General features: G+C 63.1%; 14 protein-coding genes and 2 pseudogenes. 8 read left to right on the top strand and 8 right to left on the bottom strand.

The window, feature by feature from the left end; translation table 11 throughout:
* Positions 1-4: 4 nt before the first annotated feature.
* On the bottom strand, positions 5-2560 hold the full coding sequence (locus C7W88_RS13510; protein ID WP_118073931.1) for a hypothetical protein: 2556 nt from the start codon (positions 2558-2560) through the stop codon (positions 5-7).
* 71 nt (positions 2561-2631) lie between these two features.
* Between C7W88_RS13510 and C7W88_RS13505 the strand changes: the two genes are divergently transcribed.
* From C7W88_RS13505 to C7W88_RS13490, 5 genes are all read left to right on the top strand, one after another.
* Positions 2632-2937 (top strand): Hpt domain-containing protein, encoded by a 306-nt coding sequence (locus C7W88_RS13505; protein WP_118073930.1) that lies wholly within the window; start codon positions 2632-2634, stop codon positions 2935-2937.
* Between the two features lie 339 nt (positions 2938-3276).
* A complete protein-coding gene (locus tag C7W88_RS23135; RefSeq protein ID WP_205525186.1) occupies positions 3277-4032 on the top strand; it encodes a hypothetical protein in 756 nt (251 codons plus the stop codon).
* Positions 4002-4562 (top strand): hypothetical protein, encoded by a 561-nt coding sequence (locus tag C7W88_RS23130; protein WP_205525185.1) that lies wholly within the window; start codon positions 4002-4004, stop codon positions 4560-4562. Before C7W88_RS23135 ends, C7W88_RS23130 begins: the two co-directional genes overlap by 31 nt.
* Before the next feature lie 101 nt (positions 4563-4663).
* Positions 4664-5545, top strand: a complete 882-nt coding sequence (locus C7W88_RS13495; RefSeq protein ID WP_162896058.1) for a hypothetical protein — start codon at positions 4664-4666, stop codon at positions 5543-5545.
* A 24-nt stretch (positions 5546-5569) separates the two neighbouring features.
* Positions 5570-6949: a sensor histidine kinase KdpD gene (locus C7W88_RS13490; RefSeq protein WP_118073928.1), complete on the top strand. Its 1380-nt coding sequence runs from the start codon at positions 5570-5572 to the stop codon at positions 6947-6949.
* A gap of 3 nt (positions 6950-6952) precedes the next feature.
* Here the strand turns inward: C7W88_RS13490 and C7W88_RS13485 are convergent, their stop codons facing one another.
* From C7W88_RS13485 to gltX, 3 genes and pseudogenes are all read right to left on the bottom strand, one after another.
* Positions 6953-7144 (bottom strand): hypothetical protein, encoded by a 192-nt coding sequence (locus tag C7W88_RS13485; protein ID WP_118073927.1) that lies wholly within the window; start codon positions 7142-7144, stop codon positions 6953-6955.
* Positions 7145-7171: 27 nt separating this feature from the next.
* A pseudogene (locus tag C7W88_RS13480) lies at positions 7172-8409 on the bottom strand (citrate synthase).
* 94 nt (positions 8410-8503) lie between these two features.
* A pseudogene (gltX, locus tag C7W88_RS13475) lies at positions 8504-9966 on the bottom strand (glutamate--tRNA ligase).
* A 29-nt stretch (positions 9967-9995) separates the two neighbouring features.
* Between gltX and C7W88_RS13470 the strand changes: the two are divergent.
* Positions 9996-10406, top strand: coding sequence for a hypothetical protein (locus tag C7W88_RS13470; RefSeq protein WP_118073925.1), 411 nt, complete (start codon positions 9996-9998; stop codon positions 10404-10406).
* Positions 10343-12295 (top strand): ComEC/Rec2 family competence protein, encoded by a 1953-nt coding sequence (locus C7W88_RS13465; RefSeq protein WP_118073924.1) that lies wholly within the window; start codon positions 10343-10345, stop codon positions 12293-12295. The genes C7W88_RS13470 and C7W88_RS13465 overlap by 64 nt, the downstream gene beginning before the upstream one ends.
* 194 nt (positions 12296-12489) lie before the next feature.
* Here the strand turns inward: C7W88_RS13465 and C7W88_RS13460 are convergent, their stop codons facing one another.
* The 4 genes from C7W88_RS13460 to moaC form a co-directional block, all read right to left on the bottom strand.
* Entirely contained in the window at positions 12490-13158 is a 669-nt protein-coding gene (locus C7W88_RS13460; protein WP_118073923.1) for an energy transducer TonB, read from the bottom strand.
* A gap of 255 nt (positions 13159-13413) precedes the next feature.
* The gene (lexA, locus tag C7W88_RS13455) at positions 13414-14031 is read right to left on the bottom strand and encodes a transcriptional repressor LexA (protein ID WP_370073138.1); all 618 of its coding nucleotides are present in this window, start codon (positions 14029-14031) and stop codon (positions 13414-13416) included.
* Between the two features lie 202 nt (positions 14032-14233).
* Positions 14234-15439, bottom strand: coding sequence for a molybdopterin molybdotransferase MoeA (locus tag C7W88_RS13450; RefSeq protein ID WP_118073922.1), 1206 nt, complete (start codon positions 15437-15439; stop codon positions 14234-14236).
* Positions 15436-15909 (bottom strand): cyclic pyranopterin monophosphate synthase MoaC, encoded by a 474-nt coding sequence (gene moaC / locus C7W88_RS13445; protein WP_118073921.1) that lies wholly within the window; start codon positions 15907-15909, stop codon positions 15436-15438. The genes C7W88_RS13450 and moaC overlap by 4 nt, the downstream gene beginning before the upstream one ends.
* Positions 15910-16042: 133 nt before the next feature.
* Between moaC and C7W88_RS13440 the strand changes: the two genes are divergently transcribed.
* The gene (locus C7W88_RS13440) at positions 16043-16882 is read left to right on the top strand and encodes an NYN domain-containing protein (RefSeq protein WP_162896057.1); all 840 of its coding nucleotides are present in this window, start codon (positions 16043-16045) and stop codon (positions 16880-16882) included.
* Positions 16883-16924 lie beyond the last annotated feature (42 nt).

The raw sequence follows: 16924 nt of genomic DNA, 5'->3' as shown, positions 1-16924 counted from the left end.
AAGCTCAGGTGCGCAGGCGCTCGATCCCCTGCGCCAGTGCGACATAGAGCTTGCCCATGTCGGACGAGAGCAACGTAACGCCCAGAGCGTTACCGTCACGGGTCGAAAGCAACTGGCGCAGCATGGATTCGAAATCGTGGATGTAGCGGTTCACATGCTCGCGGAACTCGCTCTCAGCTTCGTAATGCGCCTGTACCGCCTTGGCCTCGGCACTTTCCAGCAGCGACACGGCGCGGCGGGTGAAGATGCCGCGGTCCCCGCGCAAGTACGATGCCCAAGCGGTTTCCGAAACATCCGTCGACAGCGCCTTGGCAATGTCGATGGCGGACGAGTTCAGCGATTCCGTGATCAGGGCCGCGCGACGGGCAAAGTCGTTATCGACCTTCTCCTCTGCCTTCTCGCGAACGCGATCGACCCGCGCCTCAAGATTGCCGGCCAGTTCATCGACCTTCGCCAACTGGTCACGCATCTGGATTGCGGTGTCGCGACTTGCTGCCGCTGCGGCATCGATGGCTTCCTCAAGACGCCCCACAAGTTCGGCCGCGCGCCCCTGAAGCACCCGCGCGATCGCGGCACTGCTCTGTTCGCCAAGTCGTTCGGCGAGGCTTTCGATTTCACCCGCAGTGCTGACGCGCAGGTCTTTACCAGCCTTGGTTGCAGCCTCGTTCAAGCCGCCAATTGCTCCTGACAGTCGGCTCTCGATATCCTGTGACAGTGCATCGCTTTCGGCGCGCACCCCGGCCAGCACGTCGCGCAGAGCAGAAAGTTGCTGCTCATGCTCTGCCGCCTGCTCGGACAGGGTCTTTTGCGCCTTCTGCAATTCCTTGATCGTGCTCGAAACTTCACTGCGAGCAGAACCAACCGTCTCGGCAAGGCTGCGCCCGCCATCGCCTGCTTCGCGCAAGGTATCGCGCAGGGTGAACACGCGATCCTCCAGACCCTTGAGCCCGGCTTCAGTACTGCGCAGGGCTTCCGGAATCTGGGTGCGCGTGTGGTCGCCACCGGCCTGGATCAGCTCAAGAAGCCGCACAGCAGAATCGGTCAATTCGCCGATCTGCAGGTCCGTGCCTGAAAGCGCGTGGCGCATTTCACCCAGTCGCGCGGTGAGATCGGCCATTGCCTTGTCAACCTGCGACGCTGTCTGTGCGCCTTGTTCGCCAGAGTTGCGAAGGACTTCGGAGAAGGCACTGACCTTGCTTCCGATTTCCTCACATCTGGAAGCAAGCTTCTCAGCCTCGACAATTTGCGTGCTGCGCTGCGCCTCGATCGCCTGATCAAGCTCGGCCAGCTTTGACGCCAAACCTTCGGCGGCAGAAGCGGCGGCGCGCTCCAACGCAGAGCGACGCTCGGCAACGGCCTCGTCGATTTCGGCAAGACGGTTTTCGAGAGCCGCGCGCTGTTCCGCGGCGCCAGCTTCGGCAGAGGCGCGCCTGCGCGCCAGTTGTTCGTCAAGATCGCGGCCCTGGATTTCGAGCATTGCCGTGAGCGAACGCGCGGCCTCCTCAAAGCGTGCCAGGCGTCCCGCCGAGTCCGCGATAAGTCCCTCGTGCGCCTCGCCGAGTTGGACGAGAGTTTCCTTGAGGGATGCCGCATGGGCATCGCTGCGCTCCCGCCAAGCCGCAAGGGCAGCCTGTTCCGCCTCGGCAGCCATTGCCGCCTGATCGACGCTGCGCTGCGTCAGGGCATCAAAGCGATTTTCGGCCAGAAGGCCGAGGTCTTCGGAAGCCTTGGCAAATCCCTCCAGCGCGCTGTCGACCCGGTCACGAAACGACACGACCTGCCGTTCACTGGCAAGGCCGAACTCGTTGAGGCGCTGAAAGCCCGAGACCAGCTCTTCAAGCTGCAGATGCGCGGTGCGTCCGGCATTGCCGATGTTGTTGGTCACGTCCTTGGCGGCATTGGCAATGACCGGCAATTGCCCGCGCAGCTTCTCCATGTTGTCGAGAGCGGCCGCTGAAACTTCGGCGATCCTGTCGATCTGCGTGCCGTTCCGGCTGATCAGCCCATCCAGCTGCGAGGCACTGCCCGAAAGCCGATCGACCGCAACCCGGCCCAACGATTCAAGATCGCGGCCTTGCGCGGCCATGAAGTCGCGGGCGAGCGCCAGTTCGGTGTTGATCGAAACAAGGCGCCGCTCAAGGTAAGCCGATTCGTTCGACAGCAGGCGTGCCGCATCGGCGAAGCGGGCCGCTTCCCGCCGGCTTGTACGCATGACTACGAGCAGCAGAACAAGCACCAGCAGGACGGGCACGCTCCATTGCGTCAACCACCATGCCCATTGCTCTGCAGACGCGGGCGTTGGCTGTGCAAGGATCACAACCCAAACGAAGAATGCCGTCCAACCAGCAATCGCACCGCCAGCCAGCACAAGCGCTGGCCAGGATTTCTTGAGCGCAGGGATTTCTGCGCTATCCCAGTCGCTTGCCGATGCTTTCTCAAGGAAAGCTGGAGGCATATATGCCAGCTCGGCATCCTCAGGCGCAGTTGGCCCGGCCATGCTTGCCTCACCGGCGTCCTCATTGGCGCCATCGATCGGAATGATCCGTCTTCCCCCGTTCATGACGCTGTCATATCACGATTTCGATCCATCCATAAACCCCGCCTTAACGCTTCGGCCCGTAGCGGTTTCATATGGCCTACGAAGGCGCCTCCCTTGATGCAAACCTTGCCGCTGCTGCCGGGCACGATCCCGAACTCGTGCGCGAGTTGCGTGCGGCATTCATCGAAAGTGCCGAACGGCAGGTGGATCTGCTCGGCCGCGCTCGCTGCGATGGGAACTGGCACGTTGCAGCCTTGCGGTTGAAAGGCCTTGCGGCAAGCTTTCATGCCGAAGGCCTGATCGACCTTGCCGAGGAAGCGCTGGACGGCGCGCCCGGTGATCCGGCGATCCTTCGTCGCCTGCACCAGATGCTGGCCGATCTGGCGATAGACGCCTAGGCGGCGTGGACAAATTCCACAGCGCCACGGCTGGAGGCAAAAACCGCCAGCTCAAGGAGGCGAGGAAGCGCAATATCGGGAATATTGTGCGACGAGCCGACGCCGAAATGGCGGTTTTTGGTCCAGCCCCGCAGGGGTTGCCCTGTAAAAGGCCTTGGCAGCGTTGCTCGGCCTTGAAAGAGACCCACTCTTCCTGCGCCCTCGCGCCTCGCCAAGGCCTTTTACAGGGCAACCGTGGCGTTGTGGAATTTGTCCACGCCGCCTAATCCCCGACGCTACAGCGGTCCGCCTTGGCACGACCGTCGCCAGTCCCTACGATGGTGCGACAGGAGGCAATTCTTGCGGGTCGCAGTTCTTTCCCTGATTGAAACTTCCCATCCGGCACAGGCTGCGGGTGTGCCGGCAACGGTGCCTGCAGGACTTCGCGGGTATCTGCCGATCGGCGGACGTTCGCTGCTGCGCCATCAGATCGGGTTGGCCCTCTCGCTGGGCGCAAAGCGCGTCGTCGTGATGGCAGAGGGGATCAGCGGCGAGCTGGTCGCGCTCCAGCACGTTGTCGAGGCTGGCGGAGCCCAGTTTCATGTCGTGGCAACAGCGCGTGCACTTGTGCCCTTGCTTGCTCCTGAAGACGATGTGATCGTCGTGGGCGATGGCCTGATTGCCATGCCCGACGTGTTTCGGGATCTTATCGAGGCAGGTCCGTGCGTTCTCACGCTTCCGGCAGAAAACGCCTTGCCGCTCGGTTTCGAGCGCATCGATATCAACCATGCATTCGCCGGAGCAATGCGCTTCCAGGGACGGATCGCGGCTGGCCTTGCCGATTTGCCGCCCGAATGGAACGCGCAATCGGCGCTGCTGCGCCTCGCCGTTCAGGCCCGCCTGCCATTGCGCGGCGTGTCTGCGGCCATGCTGGGTGATGGCCGTTGGACCATGGTCCGTAGCGAACAGGAAGCCCACACCGCAGAGCGTCAGTGGCTGAGGCTGCATACGGCTAGCGGTGGATCGGCCGAAGGCTCCCCGGGGTGCTGCTGGCCATGGCCTTTGTCCGCAGGTTCGGGCCGGCCATGCTTCATGCAGGAACCCGGCCTGCGCTGATCGGACTTGCTGCCGGGATACTGGGACTGCTCGGTCTAGGGCTTGGCTGGCTTGGCAATGCCGCCACAGGGTTCCTGCTGATCGGATTGTCCTGGCTGGTGGAGCGCGTGGCCAGTCTGATGGGGCAGGTGGAGCGTGATTCGCTCCTGGCCTCGGGCCTTGAGCGCAGGACCGTGGCCCTATTCCATCTTCTCGTCGATGCTGGACTGATAGCGCTTGCCGCTTGGCGCAGCGAACTGCCTTACACCAGCGCAATTCCTTTTGGGCTCAATTGGTTCGCCCCGATTCTGCTTATCGGTGGAGCGCGCCTTGTGCGCCTTGCCCTGCCGCGTTTCCCCCGATCCGCCTGGCTGGAAGACCGATTGGCCTTCGGCCTTGTGCTCGCCATCGCCAGCATCACGCTGCCATTCGATGCAGCGATCGGCGTTGCGGTTCTGACGCTCCTTGGCACGTGCCTGCTGCTGCTCCAGTTCGGGACAACGCCGGCAACCGACAGATCGCCTAACCCGCAGTTAACCAGTCGGCCGTAAGAGCGACTTATGGCACTGACCGTACCTTTCCCCCCGATCCCGGCGCGATCGAGGCGCTTCTGCGCGATGACCTGGTTCATGCCGATCAGGTCATGGTCCACATGGGGCCAATTCTCCGGCATCTTCTCCAGAACGACGATAACTCGATCTTCAGCGACGAGATCATCGCCCGCGTCCGAGGCATGCTGTCAGATATTGCCAGACAGCTTGTGCAGGCGGTTGGTGAAGCTGCCGGTCACGACAATTCTGCCGCCTGGGCGCGAGAGGCGGGCGATGGCCTGGCGGATTTGCTCGCCGGCAATCAGGCCCTGCTGAATCATCTGCACATGCTTGCGGTCGAGTGGCAACTTACCGAGAAGATGCAGGGCAGGCTGGGACTCGATCCCGTGCTCACCCCGCTTCTTCAAGACATCATTGCGTCGCGCGATCCCGATCTGGCCGCGCGTGGGATGAATTTGCTCGCCGCGCAGGCGCGATTCGGACAGTTGATGCGGCGCATGCAGATTCCACTTTCGGAACTGCCCGGCGATCTTCACCATATCGCTCTGATGACCATGCAGGCCTACGTTGCAGATGATCCGTCCGGACTGGCTGCTGCCGGCGCGGCGGAAAGTGCATTGCGCCAGCAACGCGTAGCCGCAGCATCGCGTCTGGAGCTACTCGACCACGTCATTCGGCAATTGGCAGGTGATTCGGCCCGGGGTCTGCAAATCGACTCCGCCGGGATTGCGCTTTTCCTGTCAAGCCTCGCCTCGGGGGCCGGAATGTCGCGCGAAATGGCGATCATGTGCACGACCGAGAGCCAGATGGCGCGATTGGCGCTTGCACTGTCGGCCGCAGGTGCTGACCGCACGAATCTGGTCACCACTTTCTCAGCCCTGCATCCGCAGACCAGCCTGCCAGAGGGCATTGATCAGCTCGTGCCCGATGCCGCAGCAGCGATGCTGGCCTCTTCCTTGATGCGCCGTGAGGCGTTCGGATAATGATCGGCCGATGAGGGCGCACCAGTGACCACCGCAGGCGTGATCCGCGCCCGCTGCGACAGCGCAGACCGGTTGGTCGAGTCCGATGAGACCCTGGCGGCGCTGCAGATACGGCTCGGCGGCGTATACCCCGGTGTGATCGCGCTGCCGGGTCTGTTGGCGCTGGTGCGCCGTGCGCGATTGGCGGGGGCTCCGCTATCCGCAGCCATGACCGTGACCGACGAAGGGCAACCGCTCTCGTTTTCGGCGCGCGCCATTCCCGATGGGTCCGGCACAAGGATCGAGATCAGCGACTGGAAAGTCGCCGCGGATGCCTGGCAGGGCGATGAAGCGGCAGCGACCGACGAAGCGCTTATCCGACAGTTGGCCGAAGCACACATTGTTCTGGACGCCGAGCAGCGCATAGTCTCGGGTTCCGCCACGGCGCGCGATCTTGTCGACTTGGCATCGAGCCTGCAGCAAGGCTTTGGCAGATACTGGACCGATCTCGTAACGCTTGAGGGCAGCGCGCACCGCCAACCTCTGCACTGGCGATTGCTCGACGAAGCCCAGGTGGCCGTGCCCGGCTCGTCCCGTGTGTGGAAAACGCGTATTCTGCCGTTGCGAGCAGGCGGGTTCGAACTGCTTCTGGTGGCGGAGTCCGTGCTAGCGGAAGCCCCGAGCATGACGGTTTCGGCTGTGCCGGAACCCCTTGCACATCCAGACTGGAAGGGCCTGCTGGGGCGCAAGCTGGCGCCGGCGCTGCGTTTGCCGATCAACCGGATTGTCGCCAACGCCGAAACCATTCGGACACGCCTCGCCGGTCCCTTGGCTGAACAGTACGTAGGGTATGCCGGGGATATTGCGGAAGCCGGACGGCACCTGCTGTCGTTGGTCGAAGACCTGGCCGATCTTGAGACGGTGGAAGACGAAGGATTTTCGCCTGCTCCCGATCACATCGATCTTGTCGATTGTGCCCGGCGTGCAGCAGGCATCCTGGGCGTCCGGGCGCAGGAACGACGCATTGCCTTCGTGCTCCCCGCGCTCGATGTGGCAGCGCCGGCCATCGCGGAATTCCGCCGCGTGCTGCAGATCCTCCTCAACCTCATCGGCAACGCCGTGAGATATTCGCCGGAAGATACCCGGATCGAGGTCGATTGCGGTATCGATGGCGAGTTCGCGTGGATCACCGTGCAGGATCAGGGGCAGGGCATTGCCCGGGATCAGGCCGATAAGGTTTTCGAGAAGTTCGAGCGGCTCGGTCGCAGTGGCGATGGAGGAAGCGGACTGGGCCTCTATATCTCGCGCAGACTGGCGCGAGCGATGGGCGGAGATCTCACTGTCCAGCAGGCGCCAGAGGGCGGCGCGAAATTCGTGCTGTTGTTGCCGGCTGACAGAGCCGCGCAGGCGAGCGCAGCGGGCTGACGCTCAGCGACGTCGCGATGCGCGCCAGATCGCGATGGCGCCGATCAACATCAACCCCGCGCCGATATAGGCCCATTGCGTCTGGGCGAGCATGAAGCTCGATGAAGGCCACATGATCAGGCCCAACCCTTGGCCGACCCACAGGCCGCCCATCAAAAGGGCAACGATGCCGAAAATCCTGAGAACCATCGTCATCGTCGCCCTCTTCTGTCGTTCAATCGATCAGCGGTCGCTCAGCGGAATATAATCGCGCTCGTTAGGACCAGTGTAGAGCTGGCGAGGACGCCCGATCTTCTGGCCAGGATCGCTGATCATTTCGTTCCACTGCGCCACCCAGCCGACGGTGCGGGCGAGGGCGAAGAGCACGGTGAACATCGTGGTCGGGAAGCCGATCGCCGAGAGGATGATGCCCGAATAGAAGTCGACGTTCGGGAACAGCTTCTTCTCTGCGAAGTACGGATCGCTGAGCGCGATTTCCTCGAGGCGAAGGGCGGTCTCGAACAGCGGATCGTTGACCTTCAGCGCGTCGAACACTTCGCGCACGGTCTGCTGCATCACCGTCGCACGCGGGTCGTAGTTCTTGTAGACGCGGTGACCGAAGCCCATCAGGCGGAACGGATCGTTCTTGTCCTTGGCGCGATCAATGTAGTGCTGGATGCGATCGGGGTGCCGATCTCCTTGAGCATGTTGAGCGCTGCCTCGTTTGCGCCGCCATGCGCCGGGCCCCACAGGCAGGCGATGCCCGCTGCGATGCACGCGAACGGATTTGCGCCCGAGGAACCGGCCAGACGCACGGTCGAGGTCGAGGCGTTCTGCTCGTGATCGGCATGGAGGATGAAGATGCGGTCCATCGCCTTTTCGACGGCGGGGATCACCTCATATTCCTCGGCCGGGACGCCGAAGGTCATCTTCAGGAAGTTGCCGGTGTAGGACAGCTTGTTGTCCGGATAGACGAAGGGCTGGCCGACGGAATACTTGTAGGCCATCGCCGCGATCGTCGGCATCTTGGCGATCAGGCGGTGCGAGCTGATCTTGCGATGCGTCGGGTCAGCAATGTCGGTGCTGTCGTGATAGAATGCCGAAAGCGCGCCGACGACGCCGCACATGATCGCCATCGGGTGCGCATCGCGACGGAAGCCGCGATAGAACGTGGCGAGCTGCTCGTGCAGCATGGTGTGGCGGGTGATCGTGCGGCTGAAGTCCGCAAGTTCCTGCTGGCTCGGCAGTTCGCCGTTGAGCAGCAGGTAGCTCACTTCCATGAACGACGAGTGTTCGGCCAGTTGGCCGATCGGATAACCACGGTGCAGCAGCACGCCTTCATCACCGTCGATGTAGGTGATCGCGCTGTCGCAGCTTGCAGTCGAAGTGAAGCCCGGGTCATAGGTGAACATGCCCGTCTGGCCATAGAGCTTGCGGATGTCGATGACGTCCGGCCCGATGGTGCCGCTCTTGATCGGCATGTCCACGCTGTTGCCGCCTGCGGTCAAAGAAGCCTGGTTTTCGCTCACGCCTAAGCCCTCCTGTTTCTTCTGTCTTTACGTTCTATGCCCGGGTTCAAGCCAACTGATCGCGGATACGCGCCAGCGACTCGTCCTTGCCGAGCAGTGCCAATACGTCGAATATTCCCGGCGAGGTAGTCTGTCCCGTCAGGCTCGCGCGCAACGGTTGGGCAATTTTGCCCAAGCCTATCCCAAGCTCCTCGGCCATTTGTTTCAAAGTGGCCTCCAGCCCCTCGATTGTCCAGCCGTTTTCAGCGTCGAGCGCAGCCACCACTTTGGCCAGTATCGCGCGCGAATCGTCGGTCAGCAGTGCCGCAGCCTTTTCCGCCATGGGCAGAGGACGCTGTGCAAACAGGAACACCGACGAAGCTGCCAGCTCATTGAGGTCGGCAGCGCGCACCTTGAGCACCGGCATCGCGCGGGTCAGCAGGTCCATGCCCGCTGCGCCATCGAAGCCCGGCTCCAGCACAGCCAGACGCGGTGCGACCAGCCCGGCGAGCCGTGCGTCGTCAGCCTCACGGATGTAGTGGCCGTTGAGGTTCAGCAGCTTCTTGAGATCAAAGCGTGATGCACCCTTGTTGACGTTGCCGATGTCGAACCATTCCACCGCCTGGTCGCGGCTGATGATCTCCTCATCGCCATGACCCCAGCCGAGACGCAGCAGGTAATTGAACACCGCTTCAGGCAGCAAGCCCATCTCGTCGCGATAGGCATCGACGCCCAGCGCGCCATGACGCTTCGACAGCTTCGCGCCATCGGCCCCGTGGATCAGGGGGATATGCGCGTAGATCGGATCGGGCCAACCGCTCTCGATCTCGTTCATCGCACGGACAATCACGAGCTGGCGGAAGGCGTTGTTGATGTGATCGTCGCCGCGGATCACGTGCGTGACGCCCATGTCATGATCGTCAACTACGACCGCGAGCATGTAAGTCGGCGTGCCGTCCGAGCGCAGCACGATGAAGTCGTCGAGCTCGCTGTTCTGGACGGTGATCGAGCCCTGCACGCGGTCAGGAATCGTCGTCTCGCCCTCACGCGGGGCCTTCATTCGCACCACGTACGACTGGTCGGCCGGCCACTGATCCGGCGTCGCATCGCGCCACTCGCTGTCAATGCGGAAGGGGCGGCGCTCGGCCTGTGCCTTCTCGCGACGTGCCGCAAGTTCCTCCTGCGTCAGATAGCAGCGGTAGGCGTGTCCGGCCTCCAGCATTTGGTGCGCCACCTGCGCGTGCCGTTTCGAGCGTGCAAACTGGAACACCGGCTCCTCGTCTCCGCCCAGACCCAGCCAGTTCAGCCCGTCGAAAATGGCTTCGATCGCCGCATCGGTCGACCGCGCACGGTCGGTGTCTTCGATGCGCAGCAGATACTTGCCGCCGTTGTGGCGAGCATAAAGCCAGTTGAACAGCGCCGTACGTGCGCCGCCAATGTGCAGGAACCCGGTGGGCGAAGGGCGAAACGGGTGACGACCGGGGCGTCGCCGGGCGATCCTGCAGAAACGGTGTCAGTGGCGCTTGCCATCGGCCGCGCTTTCCTTTGCTTTGAATGTCATGGCGTCTCCGGCTGCAGATCGGCCAGCGGCAGACTATCCCGCCGCCGAACCGGTCCCTGAACCGGGTGAACGCGCGCGGCATTGGGACATCCGCGCGCGATTGTCCAGCATGCTTGATGGTCGGATCGACGCGGCAGAGCGCTTCCTCGATGCACACCCGTTCGAACGCGGGCTCTGGCTGGTGGTCGCCTTTGCCGCGGGCATTGTCCTGTGGGTGGCACTACCCTCCCGCCCTGACTGGATCGCCGCACTGCTGGCACTCGGGGCAATCGCCATCCTCGGCTTGCTGACGGTCAATGCCGAGACGCGGCCCACCTGCGCCTTGCTGTGGCAGGCGTGGCGATCATGGTGGCTGCGGGCGAGGTCACGATATGGACTCGCTCCACGCTTGTCGGCCAGCCAGGCATAGCAAGGCCGCAGGTTTCCGCTCTTTCAGGAGTAGTTCTGGAGCGAAGGGAAGAGCCGGCCAAAGCGCGCGCCCGCCTTGTCCTGCGCGTGGCGCTGGAGGCTTTGCCCGATCCTGTCCGCGTGCGGGTCAACCTGCCGTATGACAAGGATCCGGGCGAAGTGACGGAAGGCGCCCGGATCGCCCTGCGCGCCCGGCTCATGCCACCGGCGGCTCCCATGCTTCCGGGGGCGTACGATTTTGCTCGCAGGGCATGGTTTGATGGCCTTGCCGCGACGGGAACGGTGCTTGGCGATGTGCGGGTAATCGCAAGGTCGGATCGTGATACGACGCTGCGCAGCCTGCAGAGGTCGCTGGCCGAGCACGTCCGCGCCCGGTTGGGCGGATCTTCAGGGACAATCGCCGCTGCATTTGCCAGCGGCGACCGCGGGGCGATCGCGACTGCTGATGAAGACGCCATGCGCGATGCGGGCCTGACACATCTCCTGTCGATCAGCGGCCTTCACGTCAGCGCCCTGGTCGGGGCCGTTTACTGGCTGGTCGCGCGCCTGCTCGCGCTTGTTCCCTGGGTCGCACTAAGGATTCGCGTGCCGCTGGCGGCCGCCCTTGCAGGCGCCCTCGCAGGACTTGGCTATACCTTGCTGACCGGGGCGGAAGTGCCCACCATCCGGTCGTGCATCGGGGCATTGCTTGTTCTTGGCGCGCTGGCCTTGGGACGCGATCCCCTGTCGATGCGCATGGTGGCCGTGGGCGGCTTTATTGTCATGCTGTTCTGGCCCGATGCGGTCCTCGGCCCCAGCTTCCAGATGAGCTTTGCCGCCGTGATCGCGATCATCGCCTTTCATTCGGCAGCCCCCGTTCGCTCGTTCCTTGCCGGTGAACACCACGGGCCGGTCGTCCGCGCCGCTCGTAGCCTGATGATGTTGCTGGCCACCGGTGTGGTCATTGAACTCGCGCTCATGCCGATAGGCCTGTTCCATTTCCATCGCGCTGGCGTCTATGGCTCGCTCGCCAATGTCATCGCCATTCCGCTGACCACTTTCGTGACCATGCCACTGATAGGCATGGCCCTGCTGCTTGATCTGACGGGGCTTGGCGGACCGGTGTGGTGGCTTGTCGGCAAGTCGCTCGATCTGCTCCTGGCGCTGGCACACTTCGTGGCCTCGCAACCCGGAGCCGTCACGGCAATGCCTCCGTTCGAAGCGTGGAGCTACGTTCTGTTTGTCGGCGGCATGCTGTGGCTTGCGCTCTGGGCGGGCAAGGTGCGCCTTCTTGGCGTCCTGCCGGCCGGCCTCGCGGTGACGGCCATGGTCCTGACCCCCACGCCCGATCTGCTGATCACGGGGGATGGCCACCATGTCGGGATCGCAAACGAAGGTCCGGATCTCATTGTCCTGCGCATGGGCCGGGGCGATTACATGCGGGACAACCTGCTCGAACTGGCCGGTATGGAGGGCAACCTCCGCCGCCTTGATGAATGGCCAGGCGCCCGCTGCAATGACGATTTCTGCGCGGCCGTCGTGCAACGGGGCGATCGGCGCTTCACGCTCCTGATGGCCCGCAGCCGCAATTACATTGACGACATGGCACTTGCCGCAGCCTGCGAGCGGGCCGACATCGTCGTCGCCGATCGTCGCCTTCCTGCATCGTGCCGCCCCCGCATGCTCAAGGCAGATCGGTCCTACCTTGCCCAAACGGGCGGCATATCCGTTGATCTTGCCTCAGGTCGAATTCGCACCGTCGCGGAAACGCAAGGCCAGCATGGATGGTATCGCTGGCCGGAACCCCATTTACGATTCCATGACATGCAACGCCGCGATGCCATTCGCACAGCGCCGGGATCGCAGAACGTGGTTGGAGAGGCACCGGCGCCGTCGGCTCAAGAGCGATAGGCATGGTCAATGCTGACCCGGGATTCATCGCGCACCGAGGCATCTGATTTCCGCCGATCCTGAGAGTGGAGGATAGGGAGTTCGTCGTTCCGTCCGCAAGCGCCGGAAGCAGAACTGACGTTGCCGCGGAGGCTGCCTCAATCACACTGGGAGAGGCTGGCCGGGCGAGCCTGAGCGTCGCCCGGCCAAATTCATCAGGGCAGGACCCAGCGTACCGAACCTGAATAGCTTCCCACCGTCGGCATGCCGTCGATGCCAAGCGCCGGGACGAACCGTGCTCGCGCGCTGACCTTCATGCATGTGGCGGCATCAAGGTCTGGCGATCCGCTCGAACCGGTTATCTCGCACCCCGTTACGCGCCCATCCACACCGATCGAAAGACGAAAGCGGGTCAATCCTTCCCGTTCTTCCCTGATCGCGGCGGAGGGATAGTCGCGGTCCGAGACCCAGGAACCTGGCGATCCTTTTGGCGATGCCGTGCGCACGGCAAAGCTGGGCGAGGGAGAAGGGCGAGGTTCGGGCAGGATACCGGGCACAGGTTCGGCCGGCGTGATCGGCGTGATCTCGATATCGCGGACCGTGCTTGAAGGATCGGCGGGCGTGACGGCAATATCGGGACGTGGGGCAACCAGCGAACGGTTGTCCGGCTTGGGCGAGGGCTTCACGTCAGGGGGCGGAACAACCGGGGTTACCTTGACCTCTTCGTCTTCCCATTGCTTGGCTGGAAGACGGTCGGTCAGGATTGTGACCATGCTGTTGGCGAAACCTGAAGCGATCGCCCAGATCGCCACGCCATGAAGCAGTCCGACCGCGATGAAGGTCTGTGTCTGCCTGCGTCTCGTATTTTCGATTGCATAAGCCATTGGCAACACCTCTTCCGTTGCCGACGCCCCATGTTCTGGCGGGCCGTCCCGGAAAGGGGCGCCCCGTGGCGGGGCATTCGGTAACGGTGGATACTATACCTCTGCGGGGAGTAGCTCCAGAGAAATCTCAACCAAATCGATTGATATTTACCATAACACGCTCTGACGGAAAAGGCCGCCGCGCAATTTCTGCGCGGCGGCCTTGCAATTCCAACGCAGGTCTGCCGAACAGGCAGAGCGCTGCTTGAACCGTCGTCAGTGATAGCGCCGCAGCAAACCCGCCAGCTTGCCCTGTACCGCAACCTCTTCGGGGCGATAGAACTGAGCATCGTATGCCGCGTTGGCGGGATCAAGGCGGATCATGCCCTTTTCACGATGCAGGTACTTGAGAGTCGCCTCTTCACCCCGCACCAGCGCAACGACGATCTCCCCATCGCGGGCCACATCGGTCTTGCGGACCAGCGCGTAGTCTCCATCGAAGATGCCAGCTTCAACCATCGAGTCGCCAGAGACTTCAAGCGCATAGTGCTCACCAGCGCCGAGCAGGGCGGCAGGGACAGGCAACGTCGCTGCTGTTTCCATTGCCTCGATCGGCACACCTGCCGCGATCTTGCCGTGCAGTGGCAGTTCGATGACGTCGTTGGCAGGCGCCGGCGACGCCGCCTTGGCTGCAGTGCGGAGCGGTGTGATCACGGAATTGGTGTTTGCCGCTTCGCGCGCCGCCGCCGGCTTGCTTGCTGCACTGTCAGGCTGCTTCAGAACTTCGAGAGCGCGGGCGCGATTGGGCAGGCGGCGGATGAAGCCACGCTCTTCCAAGGCAGAGATCAGGCGGTGAACGCCAGACTTCGACTTGAGATCGAGCGCTTCCTTCATTTCCTCGAACGAGGGGGAGATCCCGAACCCTCCAGGCGAGTCTGGATGAAGGTGAGCAGTTCGTGCTGCTTGCGCGTCAACATCGGCGGCCACTCCGCATTGCGCAGCTTCAAAGCAAAGCCGCTGATCTTTCATGGACCGGGGCGGGATGTTCCACACCGGCGAACGAATGCGGAACGGATAAGCAACCTTCAACGACTCGTCAAGCAATTCCGCCATTTTCGAGCAGGTAGACCGGAACATCCATTCCAGCTTGTCTGGCCTCCGCGCCTGCTTCCCGCACAACCAGCGCGTTTGCCCGCGAAAGCGGCGAGAGTGCTCCGGAATCCTGGAGCGGGTCGAGCCTGACCGACGCACCGTCCCAGACCGCGCGCAGGAACTCCATCCTGCTTCCGCCCCGTGCCAGCGGCTGCGCAAGCCGGGCTGGAATGGCTTTCGGCAAAGGCGCGCTCGCCCCGAGCATCGCGCGCAGCAGGGGGAGCATGAACAGGTAGGCCGTGACGAAGGCGGAGGCAGGATTGCCGGGCAGGCCGAGAATGATCTGTTCACCGCGCGTGGCTACCAGCAGCGGCTTGCCCGGCTTGATGCCGACACGCCAGAAGTCGATCGATGCGCCAACCGCTTCGAGCGCCGGGCGAACGAGGTCATGATCCCCCACCGACGCCCCGCCGCTGGTGACGATGATGTCGGAAGTATCGGCTGCATCCAGCGCGCGAACCAGTTCATCGAGTTCATCCGCCACCGGACCGGCATGGCGAATCTGGACCGGCAGGGAAGCGGCCATCGCGCAGAGCATCGGGCCATTGCTGGCGGGAAGCTGGTGCAGGTCAGGCAGGTGGCCCGGAGGCACCAGCTCGTCGCCGCTGTCGATGACGGTCAGGCTGACGCGGCGGCGCACGGGGAGATGGCTGTGGCCGCCGGCAATGGCGAGCGCGATCTGCGCAGGGCCGATGCGAGTGCCGACAGCGATCAGGGTCTCTTGCGAACTGAAGTCCATGCCGGCGGGCCGCACATGGCGCGAAGGTGGCTGCGGTGGCTCGCCGGTCAGGCGCAGCTCGGCGCCCTCGCGGGCGCTGTCTTCCTGAAGCAGCACCATGTCCGCGCCTGAGGGCAGCATTGCCCCGGTGCTGATGCGGGTGGCTTCACCGGGGCCGACCTCCCCGGAGAAGGGGTGTCCGGCCGCGCTCTCGCCGATCACGCGCCATGGCCCCGGAAGATCGGCGCTGCGCAGGGCATAGCCGTCCATCGCCGACAGGGCTGCTGCTGGCTGCGTGCGCCGGGCGTGGAGGTCCTCGGCGAGGTAGTGGCCGAGGCATTCGGTGACCGAGCGATGCTCGACGGGCAGCGAAGGGGCCAGCGCGAGCAACCGGCTCTGCGCTTCGGCGAGCGGAAGGGGCGGCGCTTTCATTCCGGAGCGCGCCAGGTTCCGGACTTGCCGCCGCGCTTCTCGATCAGGCGGACGCTTTCGATCACCATGCCTTTGTCGAGGGCCTTTGCCATGTCGTAGATCGTCAGCAGCGCAAGGCTCACGGCGGTCAGCGCTTCCATCTCGACGCCGGTGCGGCCGCTGAGCGAGGCGGTTGCGGTGCATTCAATGCCGTCGGCTGCGAAAGCGAAGTCGACGTTGACGGCATCGAGCGCAAGCGGGTGGCACAGCGGGATCAAGTCGCCGGTCTTCTTCGCCGCCATGATCCCGGCAATGCGGGCGGGGCCGAGTACGTCGCCCTTTGGTGCATTGCCGCTGCGGATCGCTTCGAGCGTGGCGGCCGACATGCGGATCAAGCCCCGCGCAATCGCCACGCGATGCGTCTCGGTCTTGCCGCCGACGTCGACCATGCGGGCGGTGCCGGACGAATCGAGATGGGAAAGATCGTTCATCGTTCTCCCTGGAATCCTGAATGGGGGTTTACGGGGTTTACACTGTCCAGAGAGAACTGCGGAAAGGGGTTTCGGGCGTAGCTGTGGCGCGGTTTTGCGGGGCGTTCAAGGTGCTTTGCGGGCGAGTGCAACCATGGCGAAATCACGCAGTGTAGGAAAGCATTTCGATCCGATGTGGTGGCTTGTTGGGAAATCATTAGGCTTCATCCGCAATAGTCATTGGATGATTACTGAAGTGACCAAGAAGCGCGTGGCCATCATGATTGATGGAGAAAATTTGCCAGCGAGCGTTTTGCCGAAGATCGAGAGAGTTGCAATGGCGCTCGGCGATATTCAGGTGCGCCGGGTCTACGGAAACTTTGCTTCTGGCGCGCATTCTGAATGGATAGTCCACGCTCAAAACCATCCACTAGACGTGAGGCAGGTGACGCCCTCGAAGCATGGCAAAAATGCAACGGACATAACCTTGGCCGTAGAGGCGGTTGAAATCATGCTGCGCAAGGGGTTCGAGTGCTTGTGCATCGCGTCTGGAGACCGCGACTTCCAGCCTCTGGTCAGTTTTATCCGCTCAGAGGGCCGTGAGGTTCACGGTTTCGGCAGTGATGCTGCGGACCAGAAGCTGCGGAATAGTTGCACAAAATATCATGTTGTTCTTGCAGCAAGTAAGTCATCTGCGAATTCTTCAAAGGTTGGAACCAAGGTCAAAGCGACGCCCACCAAGCCAGAAGAAGCCCGCAATTTGCCAAGAACAGACGACGCGCACTGGTCCAAAGTCCGTGAAGCGCTGAGCGCGATCGCAAAGCAGCGGGAATGGGTCCCATTACCTGAACTCGCAACCGTTCTGGGCCAAGCGAAGCTGCAACCTGCTACATTCGGATCGAAAAGCTGGTTGCAGGTTTTCAAGAAGGACAGCCGCTTCGTCGTGGAAAAGATTGCGGGCTCAACGCAATCGCAGATTCGGATCGCGGCCTGACGTCTCTTGCCGCCCAGCCAGCGCTCGCTATTGTCCCGAGTG

Origin of the sequence: Novosphingobium sp. THN1 (assembly GCF_003454795.1) — a bacterium.
Taxonomy (GTDB): domain Bacteria; phylum Pseudomonadota; class Alphaproteobacteria; order Sphingomonadales; family Sphingomonadaceae; genus Novosphingobium.
Note: the sequence above shows the minus strand (reverse complement) of the source record. Positions and strands in the feature narration are given on the sequence as shown.

Excerpts from the sequence above, each read along its gene's own strand:
- C7W88_RS13510 (WP_118073931.1), bottom strand. The coding sequence starts at position 2,560 with ATGAACGGGGGAAGACGGATCATTCCGATCGATGGCGCCAATGAGGAC.
- C7W88_RS13505 (WP_118073930.1), top strand. The coding sequence starts at position 2,632 with ATGGCCTACGAAGGCGCCTCCCTTGATGCAAACCTTGCCGCTGCTGCC.
- C7W88_RS23130 (WP_205525185.1), top strand. The coding sequence starts at position 4,002 with ATGCTTCATGCAGGAACCCGGCCTGCGCTGATCGGACTTGCTGCCGGG.
- C7W88_RS13495 (WP_162896058.1), top strand. The coding sequence starts at position 4,664 with ATGGGGCCAATTCTCCGGCATCTTCTCCAGAACGACGATAACTCGATC.
- C7W88_RS13485 (WP_118073927.1), bottom strand. The coding sequence starts at position 7,144 with ATGACGATGGTTCTCAGGATTTTCGGCATCGTTGCCCTTTTGATGGGC.
- C7W88_RS13470 (WP_118073925.1), top strand. The coding sequence starts at position 9,996 with ATGGCGTCTCCGGCTGCAGATCGGCCAGCGGCAGACTATCCCGCCGCC.
- C7W88_RS13465 (WP_118073924.1), top strand. The coding sequence starts at position 10,343 with ATGGTGGCTGCGGGCGAGGTCACGATATGGACTCGCTCCACGCTTGTC.
- C7W88_RS13460 (WP_118073923.1), bottom strand. The coding sequence starts at position 13,158 with ATGGCTTATGCAATCGAAAATACGAGACGCAGGCAGACACAGACCTTC.
- lexA (WP_370073138.1), bottom strand. The coding sequence starts at position 14,031 with ATGAAGGAAGCGCTCGATCTCAAGTCGAAGTCTGGCGTTCACCGCCTG.
- C7W88_RS13450 (WP_118073922.1), bottom strand. The coding sequence starts at position 15,439 with ATGAAAGCGCCGCCCCTTCCGCTCGCCGAAGCGCAGAGCCGGTTGCTC.
- moaC (WP_118073921.1), bottom strand. The coding sequence starts at position 15,909 with ATGAACGATCTTTCCCATCTCGATTCGTCCGGCACCGCCCGCATGGTC.
- C7W88_RS13440 (WP_162896057.1), top strand. The coding sequence starts at position 16,043 with ATGGCGAAATCACGCAGTGTAGGAAAGCATTTCGATCCGATGTGGTGG.